The organism is Aurantiacibacter xanthus (genome assembly GCF_003584015.1).
Lineage (GTDB): Bacteria > Pseudomonadota > Alphaproteobacteria > Sphingomonadales > Sphingomonadaceae > Alteraurantiacibacter > Alteraurantiacibacter xanthus.
Genome location: NZ_QXFM01000114.1, coordinates 37525 through 57616 on the forward strand (window position 1 = coordinate 37525; position 20092 = coordinate 57616).

The following is a 20092-nucleotide window of genomic DNA, read 5'->3' on the forward strand; positions in this document are numbered from 1 at the left end:
GGAGCCAAGGCCATGTCAGAAGCCGAGAACTTTGCCGGATCGTGCCTGTGCGGCGCCGTGAAATTCACCGCGCAGATCGCGCAGCGCGAGATGGCGGTTTGCCATTGCTCGATGTGCCGCAAGTGGTCGGGCGGAATGTTCTTCGCCGCCGAGGCCGAGCGGATCACCTTCGAGGACGAGGCTCAGCTGGGCGTCTATTCGTCGTCGGACTGGGGCGAGCGGTGCTTCTGCAAGACCTGCGGGACCACGCTGATGTGGCGCGGCAAGGATGGCAGCCATACGGCTCTCGCGGTCCCGACCCTCGACCGCGCCCCGGAGTTCGCGCTGACGACGCAGATCTTCATCGACGAAAAGCCGGAGGCCTACGATCTGGCGCAGACCACCAACAATCTGACCGGGGCCGAGGTCTTCGCGATGTTCGCGCCGCCGAATTAGAGCGGGATGACATAGTATTGACTCGCAAAGCCCTTCCCCTGCGGGGAAGGGTTGGGATGGGGTTTCACGCTAACCACCGCCGAGCCCCCACCCCCAGCCCCTCCCCAAGGGGAGGGGAGCAAGGTGGATCAGGCTTGTAGCGCGGCGGAAGCTTTTAGAGTCTTTGACAAGAGCTTTTAGAGCAGAAGCTTCGTTGTTTTGAGCGTCTCGTAAGATGCGCCAAAGAACCTCCTAACATCCTCTCAAAGGAACCTTGTACCTGCCGATAGGGCTGGGAGGGGGTGGCGCTCACGGCAGCACCGCTGTCCACGCTTGCATCTGCTCATCGGTCGGCGCGGTGTCAAAAATCACAAGCCGCCGGATGTAACCAGCTATGTTCGTCGTGCCCGATCCATTCGACCCCAAATCTTTGTGATCAAGGGTGGTATAAGCCCCGAACCCTGTGCGTGAATAAATAGGGCCGCCATTCGCGCAAAGCCGTACTCCGGTCGTATCGGTATCCACGAACATCATTGCCTTGTTTGTCAGTGGTGCCGTTGGGTCCACCGTCAGCCGGTTGGTGTCAGCAGCGGTCACTAGGGTTTTTCCGCCATCGTCTGTGCTTGCTGAAATTACCCCATCGGAATTGACCTTGATGATCTGGCCGAACAGAAATCCTGAAGGCTTCTGCGTGTCCCACTCGATGTAGACACCCCACGACGCGCCTGAGGCTAGAAAATCCATAAGGCCCGATGATTTCGGAGTGGTACTGCCGCCTTCAGTTGAGGTAGATGGGCGGTCGTAAAGGCGGCGGCGCGCCGTACCCGACATATCCCAAGGCGACAGTTCGTAGGGTGATAGGTCGCTGGTGACGAAGGCTACTGCGATTTGATCGCCTGACGTGCCCAGACGGAAACCAAACGAGGGGTCTGTCACCGTCGCCAAGGGAAGGCCATATCTTCCCCATCCGTCATAGCGAGGTTTATTGAGAGTGATCTCGGTCCAGTTCGCGCCTCCGTCTAGCGTCATCTCAACCGTCCCGGTTCCTGTAATCCGCTTGATGTCGGCATAAAGGTTGCGGGTGCTCTCAGCCAAAGTCACCGGATACAGGACTGTTCCGCCATCCGCCGTCGCCGTTAGCCGGGTTGCGCTGTTCGTGCGGTTCGCCCGATTGGTTTCATTCGCCACAGCCGTGATGCCCGTCTTGATCCAGGCAGCATTGGTAAGATCATTCGTCCAAAGTATAGGCTGTTCGCCATTGTTGACGATTGGCTCGACCAGAATTCCTCGTGACGAAGTGCGAAGAGTCGTTGAGGATGCAAAGCGCCGCAGCGATCCATCCGCATTCTCTGCATAGACAGGCAGGCTTTGTGACACGAGTTGCCGGAAAAAGCGACCATCGTTCGAGCTGGTGTTGTTGTCAGGCTGGATCGGGAAAACAGCAGGGTTGGAAGGAATGGGCGCGGACGCATAGGTCAGGATTTCCCCATCCGCCGATTGAGTCCAGTCGATGTCGTAGCGCGCTCCCTGGGCCGGGAAGGAAAGTGGGGCGACGCCTTCCGCCTCTGTCGTGAAGCCGTCCGACGTCGCAATCGCGCTGTCATTGCCCGCGTCGTCACGGTGCAAGAAGTGCGTGTAATAGGTCGTCTCGGCGCTCAGCCCGCTATTGCTGATGTTCTGTGTGCCGGTGGCGCTGACGGCCTGAGAGCCTGCCGCAACCGCACCCACGCCCGCCTTGAGGTTCGCCGCGCTCGGGGGTGTCGGGCTGGTCGAGATGAACCAGTAGAGCGTGCCGTTGCCCTCATTGGTGCTGACAGAGCCCGTCATGGCGTCGGTGCCGTTGGCAGCATCGGTCGGGCTGGAAAGCGTTGGGGCAATCACATCGCCCGCATCGGCAAGCGTCGTCGAAGTAAAGGTATCCGACACCCCGCCGATGGTCAGCGTCGTATTGACCGCCGTTTCGTAGCTGGCGCTGCTGGTGTGCCGCACCCGAAAGGTGTCGCCGTTCTGCGCCGTGCCAGCGCTGCTGGTGTAGGAGCCGCCATTCTTCGAATAGGTGCCGCCCGCTACCGACACAGCGACTGAAACGCCGGTGCCGAGCCCCGCCACCGTGATCAGGTTCGAAGTCTGTTGTGCGGAAAAGCCCGCGCCGGTCGCATCGGTGAAGTTAAAGGCGTCGGGCGTCTCGTCCACGGGAGTGGAGGCTTCAAGGGTCGCGATGCGCGCCTCAAATGCCGCAAGGGTAGCGGCAATGGTGTCGGTCGGGTTGTAGGTCATTCTGCGGCCTCCATAGCGGTCAAACGGCCATCAAGTTCGTCAGCCCAGGCGATGAAGCCGACCACCTGATCACCTCGTAGGTTGCTGTTGCTGAGCGTGTTGTAGATGGTTGCCACGGCGCTCACGCCGCCAACGCTCGCCTCGGTCGCCCCCCAGTCCTCCACGGACAAGTCCCAGCGTGTCTGTGCCGGATTTCGTCGCTCGTAGGACTTGAGGTTCACCAGCTTGCAGTAGTGGATACGGTAGCCCTGGCCGGGGCTCGCCTGCGGGTCTTCGACCACGAGCAGCGGCTTCGTCGAACCGCAGATCAACTGAAGGATGTAGAGCTGCTCGGTTTCCTCGGGACTGAGGTCCTGCAAAGTCCATTCGAACGCGCCCTTACGCACCCCTTCCACCACCGCGAAGCCGCCATCGGGTAGCGGTGTCGCGGTGCCGGTATCGATGACCTTTCGCCCGGCTCCCCAGGTCATATTGTACTGCGGCATGAAGGCTTTCCCGATCACCTGGCAACCGATCGAGACGGGCTGCTCACCAGCCTTCTGGGTCAGCGCTATTCTGAGGTATCGGACATTGACCGCCGAACCATGCCAGAGAGCGTTGGTTAGTTTCGGTGCCTGGCCGGGGCTGTCGACGGCGCGCAGGGCACTGTCGGCCATCACGGCAAACTCGCCGTGGCCGTCCAGCCCCCCGCTAATGCTCCATCGGGCATCGGCGTGCGCGCCATAGACGTGCCCCAGGAGGACGGTATCGATCGTGACCACTGCCCCCAGATCGACGTCGATCGTGGCGGCGGTGCCAGCGGCGCTGTCGAGCCAGACTTCCTTCGGGTCTGCGGTCAGCAGGTTGGCCGCGCCCGAGCCGCGCGAGGCGGTCAGCGTGGCCGGGGCGATCGGTGCAACCATGATCAGATTGGCCATCAGAGCCTCCTCAGCACGGTGACCTTTGAGAGGCCCGTGGAATGGTCGTCAGAGGCACCGGCGACGAACACGTCCACGCTCGCAGGGTAGCTGTCATCGTCGCAGGTCAGCGTGATCACCCGGCCAATCCGCTGCACCCATTTGCCCTGCAGCTCGACGGTATCCTTTACGAGCGGGCCTTCGAGGAAGGCGAGCTGGCGCTGCGCCTCCGCTTCCGCGTCGGATCGGTTGGCAAGCGTGGTGGCACGCTCCGAGCTTGACGCGAGGTCGCCCCACTTTGCCTGGGTCACGGCGTCCTGGCGCACGGCCCACAGGCTCTCGGCCGAGAGCCACTGCGCAAACTGCGGATCGACTGCCGGAGCTGTTGCCATCAGCCGTTCCAGTCCACCGTGGCCGCCTGAAGAATATCGCAGATGTTATCGCCAGCCTGGACGGCGATCTTGCTGGCAACCCGCAGCGCTTCGATCCGCGCCTCCGCTGCAGTGACTTCGCTCGATCGGGCCAGAACTTCCGAGCGCACCTGCGACACGGGAACGGCCGAACCAGAGATGGCACTGCGAGCCTCTGCCTCGGCGACCATGAAAGGATAAAGCGCAGGATCGGCTTCATCAGCACCGGCCGCCCAGCTCTGCGCTTCCGCGAGCTTTTGGGCATAGCGGCGATCCTGCCCCGCTATATCTGTCACATTGGACTTGAAGATTGCGGCAGCTTCCATATCGACCTTGCTGCGCAGATAGGTCTTCAATCTGCTGAAATCGGGTGTCTCTGCATAAGGATTTAGGATCAGCCCATCGGGCAGAATGAGTGCTGCCCGCCCATCCTCGACCGGCTGCATTTCCGCTTCCCGATCGCTGGGTGCAACGCCAATCGCGACGATCTGACCAGTGGTGGTGTCATAATGTACCCAGGTGCTCATCTTTTGCGTTCCTCGACCTCGAGAATGGTGTTGCTCATGTGGGAAAAATTGGTCGTCGCTCCGTTGAAAAGCGTCGTCCTGAACGAGATCGTGTGAGAACCGGCAGAGAGCCCGGCGACGACGGCCTTGTAGGCTTCGGTTGACCAGGTTGTGTCGTCGCCTGCGGGCCAGGTCGTGCTTGACCAGACCACTGTGCCACCAACGTAAATGTAATTGGTTCGGCGGGCGTTATCCTGCAGCCGCGCATTGGAATGCACCGTTATCTTGAGAACGCTGTCAGCCTCATCTTTGGTGACGGTGAGCGAGGCGATCGTTACCTGCACGTTGTTGTTGATATAGATAAGGCCGGTTTCGACGTAGTTGATCTTAGTGACCGCATCGAACCCGATCTTGCTTGTCCCGACTTGCAGGTTTCCGATCTTGGCGTTCGTCACCTCAAGGTTGCCGATTTTGACACCCGTGATCGCACCGTTGGCCAGTTCGTTATTGCCCACCGATCCCGGCGGCAGGCTTCCCCCGAATTGCGCGCTGCCGTTCTTGTCTACCCAGAAGACCCCGGAGCCCTTCGACACGTTTGCCGGGCTGGACGGGGTCGGTCCGGCCCAGAGCAGCAGGTCGTTGGAAGTGCCGAAGTTATGCCCCATCAGCACGCTGTTGCTGGGGCCCCGATTCCAGAGAATGCCGCCAACCCATGTCAGGCCGTAGCCGCCGCTGGGGCTGGTGACGCTGAAGACGTCGGCAAGCACGGCAAATGCCCCGGTCTGCCCATTGTTGTTGAGCGCGACCCCGGTGACATGGCCGTTGACGTTGACGGTCACACTCCAGCGGCCAAAGAGGGTCGCCACGTTCCCATTGAGGGTGGTGATCGCGGTTGTCTGCTGCGAGATCGACACGCCATGTGAGGCGACCGTCGTGTTGAGCGAGGCGAAGGATGTTTCGAGCGTGGCGAGGGCCGACGCCTGTGACGATACGCTGGCGCTGAGGGTGCCGATCGTATCGGACTGGTCGGCGACAATGCTTGCGGTCAGATTGTACGAATCGAGCGCGGCTGCGGCTGCATCGGTGGCAATCACCTGCTGGGTGGATGCAACCGTCGCGCTGGCAGCGGCGTCTCCAGCATGCGAGGCAGCCAACGCCGCACTCTCGGCCGCTCCCGCCGTATCGCCGTAGGTTGCGAAGAGATCGGCGATTTGCGCTTCGGCCGCAGCGACGGCAATCTCGGCCGCTGTCACGTCGGCCTGCAAATCAGCAAGGTCGCTTACGGCCTGCGCCACCTGGCTGGCGGGTACGCCGTTCACATTTTCCGTGTCTTTCGACGTATTGTCGCCCGTCACGTCCGCGCCCGGCTGAGCCGGTTTCAGATCCTCGATCGGCGTGCCGTCGCCATAGAGCACGATCGCAGCCAGGCTGCTGCGCGGCATCACCAACTCGTTGCGCCGATAGCCGAGGCGGCGTGTGCCCATCGGGCTGAAGCTGGCAACGCGGCTGGCCTTCACGATCCGCGCACTGGCGACAGGTGCGCCCCAGGCCCACTCGCGAATGGAAATCGTGCCTGCCGCCTCGATCACCCACAGCAGCGACACATTGCCCAGCAACTGATCGAGCACGGACGCTGCGGTGACGGTCTCGTCCTTCAGCAGCCATCCGGCCGGTGCAGGCCGCAGGATGGTCGCTTGCGCCACGTTTCCGGCAGTGAAGGCCGGGCCTCCTGCAGCGGCAACGATGCGCTCGGCAAGCTCGGCGCTGGTCTCGACATAGCCCGACCCGACCTCGCCCCTGATATCGGCCGTGATGGCGCGGGCATGGGCCGACCACCACTTTACGCAGGCGATACTCGGGGCGACGACACCGCCGCCCTGCGGCGCTTCAGCCGCCTGCAGTGCCGCGAACGTCGCCTCAGCACTGCCCTGCCACCCGAGCAAGGTCAGGCTCGCCGCTGCCGCGCCCCGGTCGCGCACGGCGTCGAAGGCATGCAGAGGGCGGGAAGGATCGGCAAAACACCAGATGTTATTCGCCGGATCGAGCGGCTCGCCCGGCACGTTCCACACCGCGCCGAGCGACCGCTGCTTGATCCGGCCAGCCCAGTCGGCTGGCCCTTCCAGCCCACCAGTACCGGCGAAGCGATCGGTCAGCAGCGGCTTCTTGAGGTCGGCTGCCGGATCGGAGAACTGGATCGTCATCACGCCATCGGCGATCGGCGTCTCCAGCACCTTGCCGGTCAGCACCACGGGAGGCAGCTCACCCTCGGTCGGCTCCGGCCCGATCCGCATGGTGATCGCGGCATCCTTCCAGAGAAAGGCGGCCATCTCCGCCAGGTCGGCCTTGCTGCTCGGCGACCAGCGCACCTCGCTGGCCGCAGGCACCGCGCCGGTTCCGAACTCGCCGTTTTCGAAGTCGAGCGCGGTCACGATCGTGGGCAGCTTTGCGATCCCGGCGCGCCAATGATGGCCACCGTAATGGTACGGTTTGATCCCGCCGCCACCAGCCAGGCGCACGGTCTCGGTCGCCCCGGTAGATACGCGGCGAGGGCTCGCTTCGATGAGGATAAGCGGCGCGCCCATCAGGACGTCCGCGCGAGCCGTGCCAGCGCGGCGTAATCATCGCCGGAGCCACCATTCCGCGCGATCTGCTCCAGCCAGGCGTTCATGGCCTTCTGTTCGGCCAGCATGCGGGCGTTCTGGTCATTGTTCTCGTCCAGCGCGGCATTGGTGGTGGCCAGTGCCGGGTCGCTGCTCTTCTGCGCATCGCTGATCCGCTGATTGGCAGCAGCGATCACGTCACGCGCACTATCGAGAATGAAGGCGTTGTCGTTGGCGAAGCCGCCCGTCGTTCCGTAAACCTCTTCCGAGACCCGGTTGAGCTGTTCGAGCAGCTCGGCCAGCCGGTCGGCTGCACCATCCTGCCCGGCTTGCGCTGCCGCCTTGGCGAGATCGATCTCGCCCAGCAGGGCATCACGCCGATCGACAGCGGAGCCTTCGAACAGGTCCCCGCTGGTCATCCGCGTGATGAGGTCCTGCAGGGAACCGACCTGTCCAGCGAGCAGCTGATCGGTCAGCGCCAGCCGGTCGGCAGCATTGCGCTTCTCCAGCGCCACGACATCGAGGCCGTATTTTCGGGCGATGCTAAGACGCTCTGCGGCGACACTTTCGAAGTCGCTAAGAGCCTGCGCGAGGGCGTCGGTCGGACCGGCCAGCAACTTCTCGATATCGCGAACCTTCAGCGCCTCTTCGAGCCCGGCCTCGATATCCTTGGAGGACTTCAGCGCCGTCTGAACCGCCTCCGAAACGCCCGTGATCGCGCCGTCTCCGATCGCATCGGCAAAGGCGGCCGCAAGAGCAGCTTGCGGATCGGTGCCGTTGTAAAGCGCACCGCTGGGACGCTTGGCCCCGGCGTCGAAGCTGGCTGAGCTGCCGACGCGGAAATAGTCTTCGCGCTGGCCGATCGAGACCGAGAAAGACCCGATCTGGGCACCCAGTGCATCGGCGACCTTGAGCAGTCCGGCATCGAGCGTGTCCGCCAGCGTTTGTACGTTGCTAAGCAGCTCGCCGCGTGCCTGGGTGCGCCCGCCAATGCCGGTCACTCCGAGGTTGGCATCGTCGACGTTGCCGAACAGGCTGCCCACCACGCTGCCGAGGATCGAGCCGATGATGTCCCCGCCGGGAATGCCGGTCATACCACCGATTGCGCCGCCGATCTGCGCGCCTTCGCGAGAGCCGCCAAGCCCCAGCGCGTCGCTGAGCATCGCGACGTTAGAGCCGGTCTTCGCGCCCGAAAGGCCCTTCGCCAGCCCTTCGGCAATCGACTTGTTCAACGCACCGCCGAACAGGCTGTCACCGATCTCGCCATCGAGAAGGCCTTGGACCCCGCCCAGCACCGCGCCGGTCTCGCCGCCCGTGAAATAGCCCTTCATGGCTCCGGCGAACGCGCCGGAGAGCTGGCCGAAGAACTCGACCCCGAACAGATTGTCGAGCTGATCGGTCAGCGTGTTCGCCATCCCCAACGTCAGCTTGTCGAGGAAGGCGTCGGGATCGATCCCCGCGACGCCGCGCTCCAGGCGGCGGGCGCTGACGACGATTTCGTCGGTGTTGTCGGCGGTCTCCTGCTGCGCGCGATCGGGGGTGTTTGCCGTAGCATTCCGCGCAAAGGGCGCGAATGCAGCGGCAAAGCCAGTACTGGTGCTCCCGCGTGCGCCGCTGTTGTCATTCGCGGCGCGGCCACCGATCAGCCCATCGATCCGCGCCGAGGCGGCCGACATCGTCTCGGCCAGATCGGTCGCGGCCTGGCCTGCCTTCTCGGTGCCTGCCTGCATGATGTCGACGCCGGTTGCGATGCCGGTGTTCTGTCGCACATAGTCGTCCAGTTCGCGCAGCATCGGGCCGAACAGCTGCTCGGTCAGCAGCTTGCCCTGCAGCCCGGCAATGTTGTCCTTGAACGAGGATAGGAAATCGCCCGCACCCGCCTTGCCGCTGAGCAGCGCCTCAAGGTCATTGCGAACTGTGCCGATGCTACCCGAATAGGCGGCGATCAACTCCTGCCGCTGCGCCAGCGCCTCGTTGAGCTCGCGCTCGGCCCTGACATTGTCGAGGATCGCCCGCCGCTGATCCTCGGTCACTTGTCCGACCCGATCCTGCAGCTGGTAGATCTGTTCGAGCGCGCGCGCCTCGTCCTCGCGCCCGGCAAGGATCAGCTCGCCGATATCTTCCTGCCGTCGGCTGGCCTCGATCAAATCGTTGAATGGGCGCAGCAGGCTTTGCTCGATCGCCTGGCGCGCAGCACCGGCGCTGGCGATCATGCCCTCGAAGCCCTCGGGCTTGCGCTTGCTCAGGTCGGCGACGATGTCGTCGAGCTGGCGAGTGGCCTGTGCAGCCTGAGACAGCAGTTGCGGCTGTTCACCGAATCGTTCGTTGATCCGGGCGATCTGTTCGGCGGCGCGCTTGCCAAATTCCGCGGTCTTTTTGAGTTCGCGCTCGGCGGCGTTCGATGAAGAGCGGGTCCGCGAGCGTGGGGCATTCCCTTCACGCCGAAGCTCAGGTGCGAGCTGCCCGCTTTCGAGAGACTGTTCGATGAGATCAGCCATCTCTCGGTTGCGCTCGGCCGTAAGCTTGTCGACCACTGCCTGCGCGAGCTCCGTGCGGCTGACGCCCGTGCCGCTCAAGTCCATGCTCTCGATCTGGCGTAGCGCGGCCCGGTTGCTCAAAACGCCAGCTTCTACCAGCTCCAGCATGCCCCTTACACTTGCTGCATTGTTTCCGCTCGACGACGCAACACCCTGCAAGTCGTTGGCCTGCAGCTCGAAGAAGCTAGGATTGGCCGTTTGCGCATCTGCCAAAGTGCTGCGCGAACTTGCCTCTTTTTCGAGCGCGTCTTTGCGCAGATTCATTGCCGTCAGCTGCGCATTGACGATCAGCAGCTCGTTCTGAGCTTTGATCCTGCCGCTGGTGAGGTCGAATATGCCGCCGAGGGCCGATTGCGCGGCACCAAGCGCATCCGCGCCAACCTCCGCTGCTTTTGCGGCTTCCTCCGCCTCCCACAGGCCATCCACGAGATTGGCCAGCATGCTGGCACCGACGAAAACGGCCGCACCCCAAGGTCCGGCGAGGAAGCTCGCGAACCCTGAGAACCGCCCGCCCATCTGCGAAACGGCATCGGCCACCTGTGCGCCCTGCAAGGCGATGATCGAACCGAGGTTGACGCCCGGCATCTGCGCCATGACGGCGACGTCCTGGATTTGGCGACCGAAGTTTACATAGCCAGCGCGGGCCTGCCTCACGCTTACGCCGGATCTGTTCAACGCCTCGTCCGATGCCCGCAGCGCGTTGACGGTGTCGCGGTGCTCCTTCTCGACCAGGCCGAGCGCGGTCTTCGTCTCCAGCAGCTCGCGGTTGTACTGCTCCAGGCTGATCTCGCCCGCCTTGTAGGCCGCGCGCGTCTGATCAGTCTGCTGCTTGGCGCGGGCCTGCGCCCCGGCCACCTTCTCGATCGACCTGTCGACCTTGTCGTAGGCCTGAGCGAGCTGGGCGGCGTTCTTCTCCGCGCCGTCCATGGCACTGTCGAACTTGTCCAGCGCCTGTTCGGCCCCACTGGCATCGCCCGTCAGGATAAAGCTGGTTTGCAGTGCCATCAGTCGCTCTCGATCACGCCGTTAAGCCGGTTGCGCGCCGCGCCTTCCATCGCCTGCAGGTCGGCCCACAGCGGCGGCTCGGAGGTGATCCCGCGACCGCTCAGGGCTACGCTCACGCTCGCGTAATCGAGCCCCTGATAGTAGACCTGACCACCGGCCATCGGGATCGTCCTCCATTGCGTGGTGCAAGCGAGGAAGGCCTGCAGGCTGGGCCAGTTCTCCGGCCAGACCTCGAACTCGCACCGTTCACCGCCCCGCGCCCTGATCGCTGCGACCGCCTCGGGCGGAGCGCCGAGCACCTCGGCATCCTTGGCCGCCTGCGACCAGTCCGCCTGCTTGCCGCCGCCCGCCCAGTGGCGGGCGGCATCCCTCAGTTTCCCACGCGCGTCTTGGAAACCGCCTTCAGGTAGGTCTGCAGAACGGCGGCGCTGACGTAGGACTTGCCCGCCAGCTGGTCGCGCAGGTTGTCCGAGTAGGGCACGGGCGTCTTCTTATCCTCGCCCACCAGATCATCGCCCCAGCCTTTCCACACGGCCTTGACCATGCCGAGCTCGCCCTTCTCGCGGTTGATCGCCTGCAGTTCCTCGTGGTCGATCACTTCGAACCTGGCGGTGAAGGTCTGCTCATCGTGCCCGCCGTCGACGGGCACCATGACGGGGACGATGTGCGAGAAAGTGGGGTTGCCTTTGGTGACTACAAACATGATCCGAATTGCCTCTTAGGTGAGAGTGAGCGTCCACTGGTCGTTGGCGACCGTGGGCAGCGGCGTGAAATCGAGCGGCCATTCGACGATGCCCTGCTGCTGCTCGTATCCGCTCGGCCGCTTCTGCTGCGCTGCCGGCACATCGAGCGTGACGATCTTCCCGGCAGCCGTGCCGTGCACCAGCTTGATTTCCTGCCGCGTGCCCGCATTGGCGATCGCGAACGGGTTGTAAGTGTCGAGCGAAACCGCCTCGACCTGCGCGCGCAGGGTCTCGGCCTTGTCGACGATCAGGATCGCCTCCTGGCCGATCAGGAACCGGCGCTGCACATCGTTGCCGAGGTTGAGCGTCAGGTCGCGCAGGACAAAGTCGCTGCCGCCGATCGTGAAGGTCGGCGTGTTGGCGTTGGTGGCCACCTGCGGGTCGGCGAAGGCGGAATAGTCCACAGCAGGTGCCGCAGCGGTCGTCGGCACCGTGAACAGGCCGGTCATAGTGCAGCTCAGCATCGGGATGCCCTGTGCCGAGACCTTCAGCTCGGCCGTGCCGCGCGCACCAAGGATGACATGGCGGGTGGTGCCGATCGCGAAGTAAAGGCACGCGCTCTCGCCGATCCCGGTGATCGGGTTGTAGGTGACGCTGTTGCCGGGATCGATCGTCTCGGCCACGTTCATCGCGCGCAGCAGCGGCCCCCAGGCGGGCGGCGTGCCCGCCGTGCCGGAGCCGACCAGTTCAAGGTCAAAGGTCAGAACGGCATGGATACCGACCGGAATGGTGGGATTGGCACCGAAGTTCGGCTTGTCGTTCGCCCGCTCGACGTCTTCGCCCTCCATCGGGCGCAGCGTCACGTTGCTGGCGAGGATGGCGTTGGCCGCGCCCGTCGGCACCGCATCGACGCCGTAGGATGTTTCGAGCTTCGCCAGGAACGTCTTCGATTTCCAGAACAGCATCTATTTGCCCTCCTCTTCGCTGTGCGTATCGGTCTGCGGTTTCGCGGCCTCGCTCGCCGTTGCCGCGTCGGCCAGCACGGCCGGGCTGTTGTCCTTCAGCGTGCCATTCTTCTGGCGCACGAAGCTACCGGCGCGCTGCGGCAGAACGGGCTTCTTGCTCTTCGTCATCGTGTGATCCTCAGTTGGTCGTTGAGCTGGAAATCGATCTGGAACACGAGCACGCCGTTCTTCGCGCCGACCAGATCGGCCTGAGCGAGCTGAAACACGCCGACCGCGTCATCCGGCCCCCATCCGGCCACTGCATCGATCACGTCGCCCACCATCGGGCTCATGTCGCGCAAGGCCTGATCGCCGCGCGGATCGCTCTGGAAGCGGTCCATCAGCACCACGGCCACCCCCTCGCTGTAATGCTGGCGAAACATGCCCGCAGCGACGTCAGCCTGCCCGCCGATCAGCCCGCCAAACGACACGAATGCGGCAGGCGTCACCTGCGGCAAGCGATCCTTCTCGACCAGGTCGGCAAAGTCGGCCGCGTTGCCGATCCGGCTCAAAACGGGGATGTGCGCAATCAGTCGCTCGCGCACGGCATCGAGGCGCAGGATCATACAAACCCCGTCAGGTTCTCGTTGCTGAAGGGGCGCGCCCGATCGGTGGTCTTCACGCCGCCGTCGTTCCGTGCTGCAGGTTCCACGCCTTCGAGCGGCAGCCGCACCGCGCCGCTGGCGATATCGCGCAGCGTGCGCATCGCCTGCTCGTAATCCTTCACGATCTTGGCGTCGGGCTCGTAGCGGTGCAGCTTGTAGATCGCGATCGAGCTGGCGAGGTCCACCAGCATCGGCGGCACCTCGGCCAGAGGCAGGCGATACTTGCCCGCCAGATAGCCGTCGATCACCGCGTCCGCATCGATCAGCGCACGCGTCACCACCTCGGCGTCGATCGCACCGGCCGGCACCTCGCCGCGATCGGTAAGCTCGATCAGCATGCGGGTGTCGAACCGGTCTGCAAGGATGGCTTGGGTGGCGTAGGTCATGTCAGGCTAGGCCTTGTTCTCATCGTTCGGCAGAGCGATCCGCTCGGGGCGGAACACGCTGCGATTGAGCGCCATGAAGCCCTGCTCTAGATGGTTGCGCGCGATCGCCAGCCAGCGGTTATCGTAGCGCGTTTCAGTGATGCCGATATCGAACATCACGTCGATCTCGCGCAGCAGCCGCTCTTCCACTTCCTTGAAGTGGTTGACCAGCTCGATCCGGTCAGCGCTCTGGTTCGTGTAACCGGCGACGGGGAGGGGAGCACGATCAGCCATGGTCTTCGCCCTCAATAACGACGCTCAGGCGCGGATCGGTGTAGATCGCGTCGAACTCCGCCTCATGAAGCTCATCGAGCGGGATGCGCACCGGCTCCGCGCCGAACAGGCGACCAGCACGGCGGCGACCACGCTTGGGACCGGTGACCACGATCGACTTCGCTTCGTCCTGAGTTGACGGTGGCGGTGGCGGTGGCGGTGGCGAAGGAGGTGCTGGCGACGGCGCAGGCGTGGGAGCGGCCTGAGGCTCCACAGTCGACGCGGGTGTCGATGTTGGCGTGGCCGAGGTCAGCACCTTGGCCGCATCGATCCACGCGACAAGCTCATCGGCGAAGTTCGCCAGGCTCTCGACCTTGGCCAGCTCCTTGGCATCGGCGGCGGCAAGCGCCGGGACACCATTGATCCCGGCCGCCTGCAGCTTCTTCTCCGTCGCCGGGCCGATCCCGGCGATATCGGTCAGCTTATGCTCGCCCATGATCAGGCCAGCCACGGCACGACCAGCAGCTCGGCCGTGCCCTTCCATTCGTTGGTTTCGCCACCGGCGGCGTTCTCGCTGTTGAGCAGCTTGAGGCCAGCGCTTTCGAGCGAGGGCGGCACCACCAGAAGGTTGCCCTTGAGGCCCAGCGGGCGGCCATAGTCGCCCTTCATGCTCGAAAGGGCAGCGCGGGCCGTGCCATAGTTGGCGGCGTTGAGCGTCTGTTTGGAGCCCCAGGCCATCTGCCAGAAGCCGAAGCCGAAGTTCATCCGGGCATCGACGCCGTAGATGAACTCCTTGCGATCGAAGACGTTGTCGTCCGTCTCCTTGTCCTTCGCCACCAGCAAGCCGAAGTCGCGCCGCACCTGCTTGATCAGCGGCTTGAGCGAGCGCGAGGTGTCGAGCAGGAACCATGGCGTACCAGAGCCGCCGTCGGTATTGGCGACCGATTGCGGCTCACCCGCCGCGTCGAGCACCGGGTGATCGGTGTCGAAGAAATTCTGGCCGTCGTAGCATTCGGTGGTGAAGCCTGCCTTCAGCAGGTCCCACACCATCTGCTCGGGATCGAGCACGGTGGCCTCGCCGATGCCTTCGAACAGCGTGGCATAGTGGCCGAGATTGTCGGTCTCGATGTCGTCCTTGTCGACACCGATGGTCAGCTCGAACGCCTTCTCCTTGATCGCATAGTCATGCTCGGAGATGTTCTGGACGACGCGATCGCCGATCCATTCGCGGACCTTGGGCATCTTGCCCAGCCAGCCGTACTTCTGCTCCTTCTGCGTTGCACGCACGACGGTAGCGATGCGCTTGGCCATGGCTGCAGGTGCGCCATCGATGCCCCGCTGCATGGCGGCCGAATAGCCGGTGCGGAGCGCTGCCAGATTGGCACTGTTGATCTTCATGTCCTGGGACCCCTTTAGATTTCGATCCAGACGCCCTGGGCGTCCACATCGTAGATCTTCCCGGCAGCCGAACGCGTGTTCGTGCCGTTGGTGAGCGCGACGGTTTCATCGTCGACGACGTAAGCCGTCTTGCCGATGTCCTCCGGGCCGATTTCGTCCGCCGCCGCGCTGTTGCCGAAGCGGTAGACGCCACGGCGCACGTTAATGGTCTTGTCGCCAGCAGCGCCCGCGCTGTTGTCGACGTACTCCTCGGCGCGGCCGACGGCGGTCAGCGTGGTTGCCGTGGAACCGGGCACGGCGGTGCCAGCGGCGTTGAGGCACACCAGGGCACCGGCATAGATCGTCGTCGCGGCGGCGACGTTGAACTGGCGGAGATCGCCCTCCTTGCGGGGCGTGTTGCGGTCAGCGGCAAGAGCCATCAGAGGGCCTCCTCGTTCTCGCCCAGCTCAGCGGCACGGGCTTTCTTGAAGCCTTCGGGATCGATGCCCATCAGCGCGATGGCCTGAGCGTCGGCGTCGTCGAGTTCGGCGGATCGGGCAGGCTTGCTGCCGCCAAGGTTGATCCGGCCCCCAAGCGCGGGCTTGGCGCCGATCAGCTTCTCGGTCCGCGCCGGGTTTTCCATGTGCATGGCGATGTAGTCGTCACGCATGGCCTTCACGCCGGGGCGTCCCTCGGCGATCGCACTGTCGACAAAGGCCGTTGCGGCGGTGCGGGCCTGAGCGGCCTCCATTTCGTCGAGCTTGGTGTGGGCGGCGTCGAGCCGCGACTGCAGCGCCGTGATCGTGCCGTCGTTGCCGTCATCGGCCGACAACTTGCCGATCCCGGCAATGATCGTTTCGGCGCTCGCCCCATCGGCGAGGCCCAGAGCCTTGCCGATCGGCAAGAGTGCAGACTGGACCGCCTCTTCGGTGGTTGCGCTCAGCGCCTTTTTCATCGCCGCTGCGACATCATCGTCGCTGGCGTTCTCATCGAGGCCGAGGGCGGCGATGAGCATCATCTTCCAGTCCATGCTGGTTTCCTCCTGGTTAAGGGCGGTGAGCCCTTCGAGATTGGGTTGGTTGACGAGGCTGGCGCGCCGGATGGCGACAATCCGCTTGTCCTTGGTGTGCGCGATCACCGGTGAAATGCCGGAATATGCCTTTTCGCGGCGCAGCTGGCGGCCAGCGTCGTTCCACTCGACCTCGCCCCAGATACCGTCCTCGCGCAGCTGCAGTGCCACGATCCAGCCGCGTGCCGGAGCGGGAAGCCCCTTGGGCGCGGCAAGATCAGTGGAGTGGTTTTCATCCAGCACCAGGCGTCCGCCCGGCGCGAGGCTTTTCGACATCAGCGCATGATAGTCCTCCACCACATAAGGTCCGCGACGGTCGGCAGTGTTGACCACGCCCCCGGCCGGAAGCAGGTGGACCCACTCCTTGCCGGTTTCGTCGCTCGGTTCGCCCAAGGCGAATGCCGAACACAGCGCGATCTGATTGCTCGTTCCCATGCCGAGCGTGATGGCGCAGGCGATGCGCGCATCCCATGCCCGCCACGGCGGGCATCATGGTGCAATCTGGGGGAAATCAGGCGGAAAGTGTGAATCGGCCCGATGCGACTGGTGCCACGATCAGGGCGTAGAGATCAATCGTTCGTCGCGCCTTCGCTCACTGATCGAGCGCTTTCTCTAGCCATTCCTCGACGATGTCGATCACGTTCTCGTTGTCCTCGCGCCCCATTCCCAGCCACTGGCGAGCAGGGATGCGCCCCCACGGGATCGGGCGGCCGCGCGAGTTGGTGCCAAACGCGCCCTTGGCCGCGCCCTGGTCCATCACCCGCGAATTGATCTGGTTCGAACCGATCACCACGCCATGCTGGTTGGCAAAGCTGGCAATGGTCCGCGAGAGCAGCTTCGAAGGGCCGATTAGCGGCTTTCTAAGCGATCCGTAACCGAGCGCCTTGTAGCGTGCGAGCGTTGCTTGGCTCTTCGGTGCCCAGACAACGCCATCAGGCGTCTTGCCGTCCACGAAGCGCCGCCGGTGCCGTTCGAGCAGATACTCGCGGATATCCTCGTAGACCGGCGTCATGTTCGCCAGCTGCGCGGCGGCGCGGCGGATCACCTCGCGAGAGGCCCCTGCATTGAACTGGACGCCAAACATCGCTATTTCCCCTCAGGTCGATGGCATTGCCCACCGGGGTCTAGAGCTACCGGGACGTTTCGGACGTTTGGGAACAGGGCCATCGGCTAGTTTACCTCGCATATTTGACCACGTAGAACGTCTTGAGCATCAAGGTGCGCGTCCCGCCGCGCAGCTCGAACACGGCTTCGTAGACCTTCCCGGCAATCGTCTTCCGGAACAGCGCGCGAGGCAGGCCCTTGTGCTCATCTCCGCCCGATAGGATTGCATCAGGCTGTTCGACCAGCTCCGGCAGCAATGCAAAATCCACTGGTGTGATCGTGATCGCGCTTTTCCCCGACGGCCCGTGCTCGCTGCGAATGTGGCGGGTGCCATTCCGGTCGATGGCGAAGTCGAAGCCCGTCTTTCTGATCGCTTCGGTGCCCAGCGCCTCGTTGATCTGCGCAACGTGGCCGCTGCGCGCCATGCCCAGCGTCCGCGTCGGCTGCACGGGGGCCATGTCCTCTGTGCCCGCATCCGTGCGATCAAACACACGCTGCGCGTAGCGCCGCAGATCGTCCCTTGTGCTCGGCAAGGCACGGTATGCCCGACTGAGCTGGTCTGAGGTCTCAGCGGGCAGCTCTTCGAGGAAGGCCGTGGCGATGCGATTGTCCCAGCTGCCGACCTTGGCGGCCAGTGCCTGCACCTTCTCCGAAACACTATCGCCGGGCGCGTAATCCCAGTTCTTGCCTATCCCCACCGGGGCACCGGTCTTCGGATCGATGGCCTGCCAGTCCTTCGGCAGTGTCTTGCCCGGCTTGCCACCAAGGCGCTTCGCCGCGCGCTCCGAGCTTGCGCCGAGCACGTAGCAGCTGCAGCCCCAGTCGCTCGGCGGATAGTGCGTGCGCCAGAACAGGTGAGCAGGGTTAAGCATAAGCCCGTCCCAGTCGAGGTGCTGCGGTCGCGGCTCCTGGCTGCCGCCGTGGCGATAGACCCAGATCGGGAAGTTGCCCGCCTTCAGCTGCGCCAGCCGCCCGGCCGCGTAGCTGGTCATGGCGTTGGTGGTCAGGATCGTACGAACACGCCACGCCTCGCCGCGCACGCTGCCCTCACCGGTCCAGCCGGTCCACCCGTTGCGGCGGACGATATCGCGAAAGTCGGCGCGGAACTCTTCCAGCCCGCGCCCTTCTGAAATCGCCTTGTCGACGGCGGCTGCCAGATCGCTCAGCAGGTCAGCCTTCGCCGCACCTGCCACCATGAACGCACTGTCATGTTCGGAGCGCTTCAGATCGTCCCATGCCTGCGTCGGCACCTGATTGCCGAGCTTGCTGCGAAAGAACGCGATCTGCTCGGTAAAGGGGCGCTGAAACGCTCCTGAGACCGCGCTCGGATGATCGCTCACGCGCTTTCGTCCAGAAGGTCCGAACGTCCGGCCAGATGCGAGACAGTCATGGCCTGAGCAAGTGCGGTACCGAGCTGCTCGGTCGAGACTTCAGGAAAGCCGGACGCGAGCATCTCGCGCAGCTCGCCGAGGTCGGCAGCCTTGCTCATCATCGCTTCGATCGTGTCGACCATAGCCGCGACTGCGCCTTCAGCTCCGGCCGCCGCTGCCTCTGCGGCCTGCCGGGCCGGATGTTTGGCGGGGCGATCATCACGCGCTTGCAGAGCCGTCATGGCTGGCGCTTCCGGGGCGGACTGAGTTTGGGCCGGTCGGAGCAGTTCGTCGTCATCTTCCGGATCGGCAAGCCCGAACTTGTCGCGGATTTCGGCCTGCTTCACCCGCAGGCCCATCGGCACCAGTTGCGCAAGGCTGCTGGAGAGCAGCTGCAGGTCTTCCTGCTTTGGCCGCGCGATCACGAGGCGCGGATAGCCGACATCGCCGGTGGGAGGCCCGAATTCGAGATCCATCCATGGGCGGATCAGGTCGCGGTTGAGCGTTCCCGAGAGCCCCTTGCAGTCGGCGGTCTCGATATCCTCCTGCACCTCGCGGTGCTCCTGGCTCACCGCGTGCCCGCCGCTCACCGCGTCGGTGGTGGTGGTCTGGCCCAGCACCGCCTTCGACATCTGCCGATCGAGCCAGTCCGCGCGCTTCTCATAAAGATCGCTGCCCGTGCCGACATTCTTGGCCTCGACGAAATCCATCGACATGCCCTCGGGGATGATCGCCGCGCAGTCCCCGGCAATGTTCGCCACCGCCCGGAACAGCGTATCCTTGTCCTCGCTGCTCGCGCCGGGTCCGAACTTTCCGAGCCTGAGGGGCTGGCCATAGGTCTGGGTGAACACGGCCCAGTCGCGCATGGTGTAGGCCTTGAACATCCAGTTCCACGTCGCGAGGCGGGCGATGCCTGATCGCACAGGCAGCCCGGACTTCGCCTTCACCTCGTGTCGGATGAACTTGAACGCTGGCAGCGGTTCGTCCTGGCCGTGGCCGTCGATCCCGCCGCGTAGCAGCGGTGTCACGCCGTCCCGGTCTGGGCGGAACCAGCGGGCATCGCGCCATTCGAGGCTGGAGGGCTGGTATTGGCCCTCACTGAAGTCCCAGACGATCTCGGTAAACGACAGCCCTTTGCCGACGGCATCGAGAATGTCGAACAGCTCGCCCGACAGCTCATCCCGCTTGAGCCAGGTGCGGACCAGATCGGCACGGCGCACGTCCTCGGCTCCGTCGCTCGCCGCTTCCACGGTGATGTCGACCTGACTGACGCTGCGCTTGCGTGTGGCAAGCACGCCAGCATAGTGCAGATCACGCTCCTCGATCTGCTCGGCGAGCTCGAAATAGCTGAGCGGCTCGCCCATATCGGCCTCGCGCAGAATGCGGGCGAGCCGCACTGGCGTAAGCCCGTCGCCGGGGTAGCCGGTCACTGGCTGTCGAACACCCGCGAGGGTCGGCCCCGACACCTCTCGCTGCAGCAATTGCTTCTTCAGTGGGTTGCCCCACCGGTCGACCAGGCCGGTCATTGGCCCACTCCTTTCATCTGAATAGCCGCCAGAGCCGATTTAAGACGGGTTAAGAGGGCGGGTGCGGGCAT

The 20092-nt window shown here is 64.2% G+C and carries 21 protein-coding genes; 1 reads left to right on the forward strand and 20 read right to left on the reverse strand.

Features of this window, described 5'->3' with window-relative positions; genetic code table 11:
- Positions 1–12: 12 nt before the first annotated feature.
- Positions 13–435, forward strand: coding sequence for a GFA family protein (locus tag D2V17_RS14140; protein WP_119593453.1), 423 nt, complete (start codon positions 13–15; stop codon positions 433–435).
- 288 nt (positions 436–723) lie between these two features.
- Here D2V17_RS14140 and D2V17_RS14145 read toward each other — a convergent pair whose 3' ends face one another.
- From D2V17_RS14145 to D2V17_RS14235, 20 genes are all read right to left on the reverse strand, one after another.
- Positions 724–2691, reverse strand: coding sequence for a hypothetical protein (locus D2V17_RS14145; protein WP_119593454.1), 1968 nt, complete (start codon positions 2689–2691; stop codon positions 724–726).
- Positions 2688–3608 carry a hypothetical protein gene (locus D2V17_RS14150; protein ID WP_119593455.1) on the reverse strand — a complete coding sequence of 307 codons (921 nt, stop codon included), beginning with the start codon at positions 3606–3608 and terminating at the stop codon, positions 2688–2690. Before D2V17_RS14150 ends, D2V17_RS14145 begins: the two co-directional genes overlap by 4 nt.
- On the reverse strand, positions 3608–3979 hold the full coding sequence (locus D2V17_RS14155) for a hypothetical protein (RefSeq protein ID WP_119593456.1): 372 nt from the start codon (positions 3977–3979) through the stop codon (positions 3608–3610). Before D2V17_RS14155 ends, D2V17_RS14150 begins: the two co-directional genes overlap by 1 nt.
- Complete coding sequence (locus D2V17_RS14160) at positions 3979–4443, reverse strand: hypothetical protein (protein ID WP_147367415.1); 465 nt, start codon at positions 4441–4443, stop codon at positions 3979–3981. The genes D2V17_RS14155 and D2V17_RS14160 overlap by 1 nt, the downstream gene beginning before the upstream one ends.
- Positions 4444–4520: 77 nt before the next feature.
- Entirely contained in the window at positions 4521–7085 is a 2565-nt protein-coding gene (locus D2V17_RS14165; protein ID WP_119593458.1) for a hypothetical protein, read from the reverse strand.
- A complete protein-coding gene (locus tag D2V17_RS14170) occupies positions 7085–10645 on the reverse strand; it encodes a coiled-coil domain-containing protein (RefSeq protein ID WP_119593459.1) in 3561 nt (1186 codons plus the stop codon). The genes D2V17_RS14165 and D2V17_RS14170 overlap by 1 nt, the downstream gene beginning before the upstream one ends.
- On the reverse strand, positions 10645–10944 hold the full coding sequence (locus D2V17_RS14175) for a DUF1799 domain-containing protein (RefSeq protein ID WP_191229196.1): 300 nt from the start codon (positions 10942–10944) through the stop codon (positions 10645–10647). The genes D2V17_RS14170 and D2V17_RS14175 overlap by 1 nt, the downstream gene beginning before the upstream one ends.
- Before the next feature lie 71 nt (positions 10945–11015).
- The gene (locus D2V17_RS14180) at positions 11016–11348 is read right to left on the reverse strand and encodes a hypothetical protein (protein WP_119593461.1); all 333 of its coding nucleotides are present in this window, start codon (positions 11346–11348) and stop codon (positions 11016–11018) included.
- 15 nt (positions 11349–11363) lie between these two features.
- Positions 11364–12293 carry a phage tail tube protein gene (locus tag D2V17_RS14185; protein WP_119593462.1) on the reverse strand — a complete coding sequence of 310 codons (930 nt, stop codon included), beginning with the start codon at positions 12291–12293 and terminating at the stop codon, positions 11364–11366.
- On the reverse strand, positions 12294–12461 hold the full coding sequence (locus D2V17_RS21390; RefSeq protein WP_191229197.1) for a hypothetical protein: 168 nt from the start codon (positions 12459–12461) through the stop codon (positions 12294–12296).
- A complete protein-coding gene (locus D2V17_RS14190) occupies positions 12458–12898 on the reverse strand; it encodes a phage tail terminator protein (RefSeq protein ID WP_119593463.1) in 441 nt (146 codons plus the stop codon). Before D2V17_RS14190 ends, D2V17_RS21390 begins: the two co-directional genes overlap by 4 nt.
- Positions 12895–13323: a gp436 family protein gene (locus D2V17_RS14195; protein ID WP_119593464.1), complete on the reverse strand. Its 429-nt coding sequence runs from the start codon at positions 13321–13323 to the stop codon at positions 12895–12897. Before D2V17_RS14195 ends, D2V17_RS14190 begins: the two co-directional genes overlap by 4 nt.
- A 6-nt stretch (positions 13324–13329) precedes the next feature.
- A complete protein-coding gene (locus D2V17_RS14200) occupies positions 13330–13596 on the reverse strand; it encodes an Acb2/Tad1 domain-containing protein (protein WP_119593465.1) in 267 nt (88 codons plus the stop codon).
- Positions 13589–14086: a helix-hairpin-helix domain-containing protein gene (locus tag D2V17_RS14205; RefSeq protein WP_220474124.1), complete on the reverse strand. Its 498-nt coding sequence runs from the start codon at positions 14084–14086 to the stop codon at positions 13589–13591. Before D2V17_RS14205 ends, D2V17_RS14200 begins: the two co-directional genes overlap by 8 nt.
- Positions 14074–14973, reverse strand: a complete 900-nt coding sequence (locus D2V17_RS14210; RefSeq protein WP_119593467.1) for a Mu-like prophage major head subunit gpT family protein — start codon at positions 14971–14973, stop codon at positions 14074–14076. The genes D2V17_RS14205 and D2V17_RS14210 overlap by 13 nt, the downstream gene beginning before the upstream one ends.
- Before the next feature lie 14 nt (positions 14974–14987).
- Positions 14988–15392, reverse strand: coding sequence for a hypothetical protein (locus D2V17_RS14215; protein WP_119593468.1), 405 nt, complete (start codon positions 15390–15392; stop codon positions 14988–14990).
- Entirely contained in the window at positions 15392–16456 is a 1065-nt protein-coding gene (locus D2V17_RS14220) for a phage protease (protein WP_119593469.1), read from the reverse strand. Before D2V17_RS14220 ends, D2V17_RS14215 begins: the two co-directional genes overlap by 1 nt.
- A 157-nt stretch (positions 16457–16613) precedes the next feature.
- Positions 16614–17105: a phage virion morphogenesis protein gene (locus D2V17_RS14225; RefSeq protein WP_119593470.1), complete on the reverse strand. Its 492-nt coding sequence runs from the start codon at positions 17103–17105 to the stop codon at positions 16614–16616.
- Between the two features lie 91 nt (positions 17106–17196).
- Positions 17197–18465 (reverse strand): phage minor head protein, encoded by a 1269-nt coding sequence (locus tag D2V17_RS14230; RefSeq protein WP_119593471.1) that lies wholly within the window; start codon positions 18463–18465, stop codon positions 17197–17199.
- On the reverse strand, positions 18462–20021 hold the full coding sequence (locus D2V17_RS14235) for a DUF935 domain-containing protein (RefSeq protein ID WP_119593472.1): 1560 nt from the start codon (positions 20019–20021) through the stop codon (positions 18462–18464). Before D2V17_RS14235 ends, D2V17_RS14230 begins: the two co-directional genes overlap by 4 nt.
- Between the last annotated feature and the right edge of the window lie 71 nt (positions 20022–20092).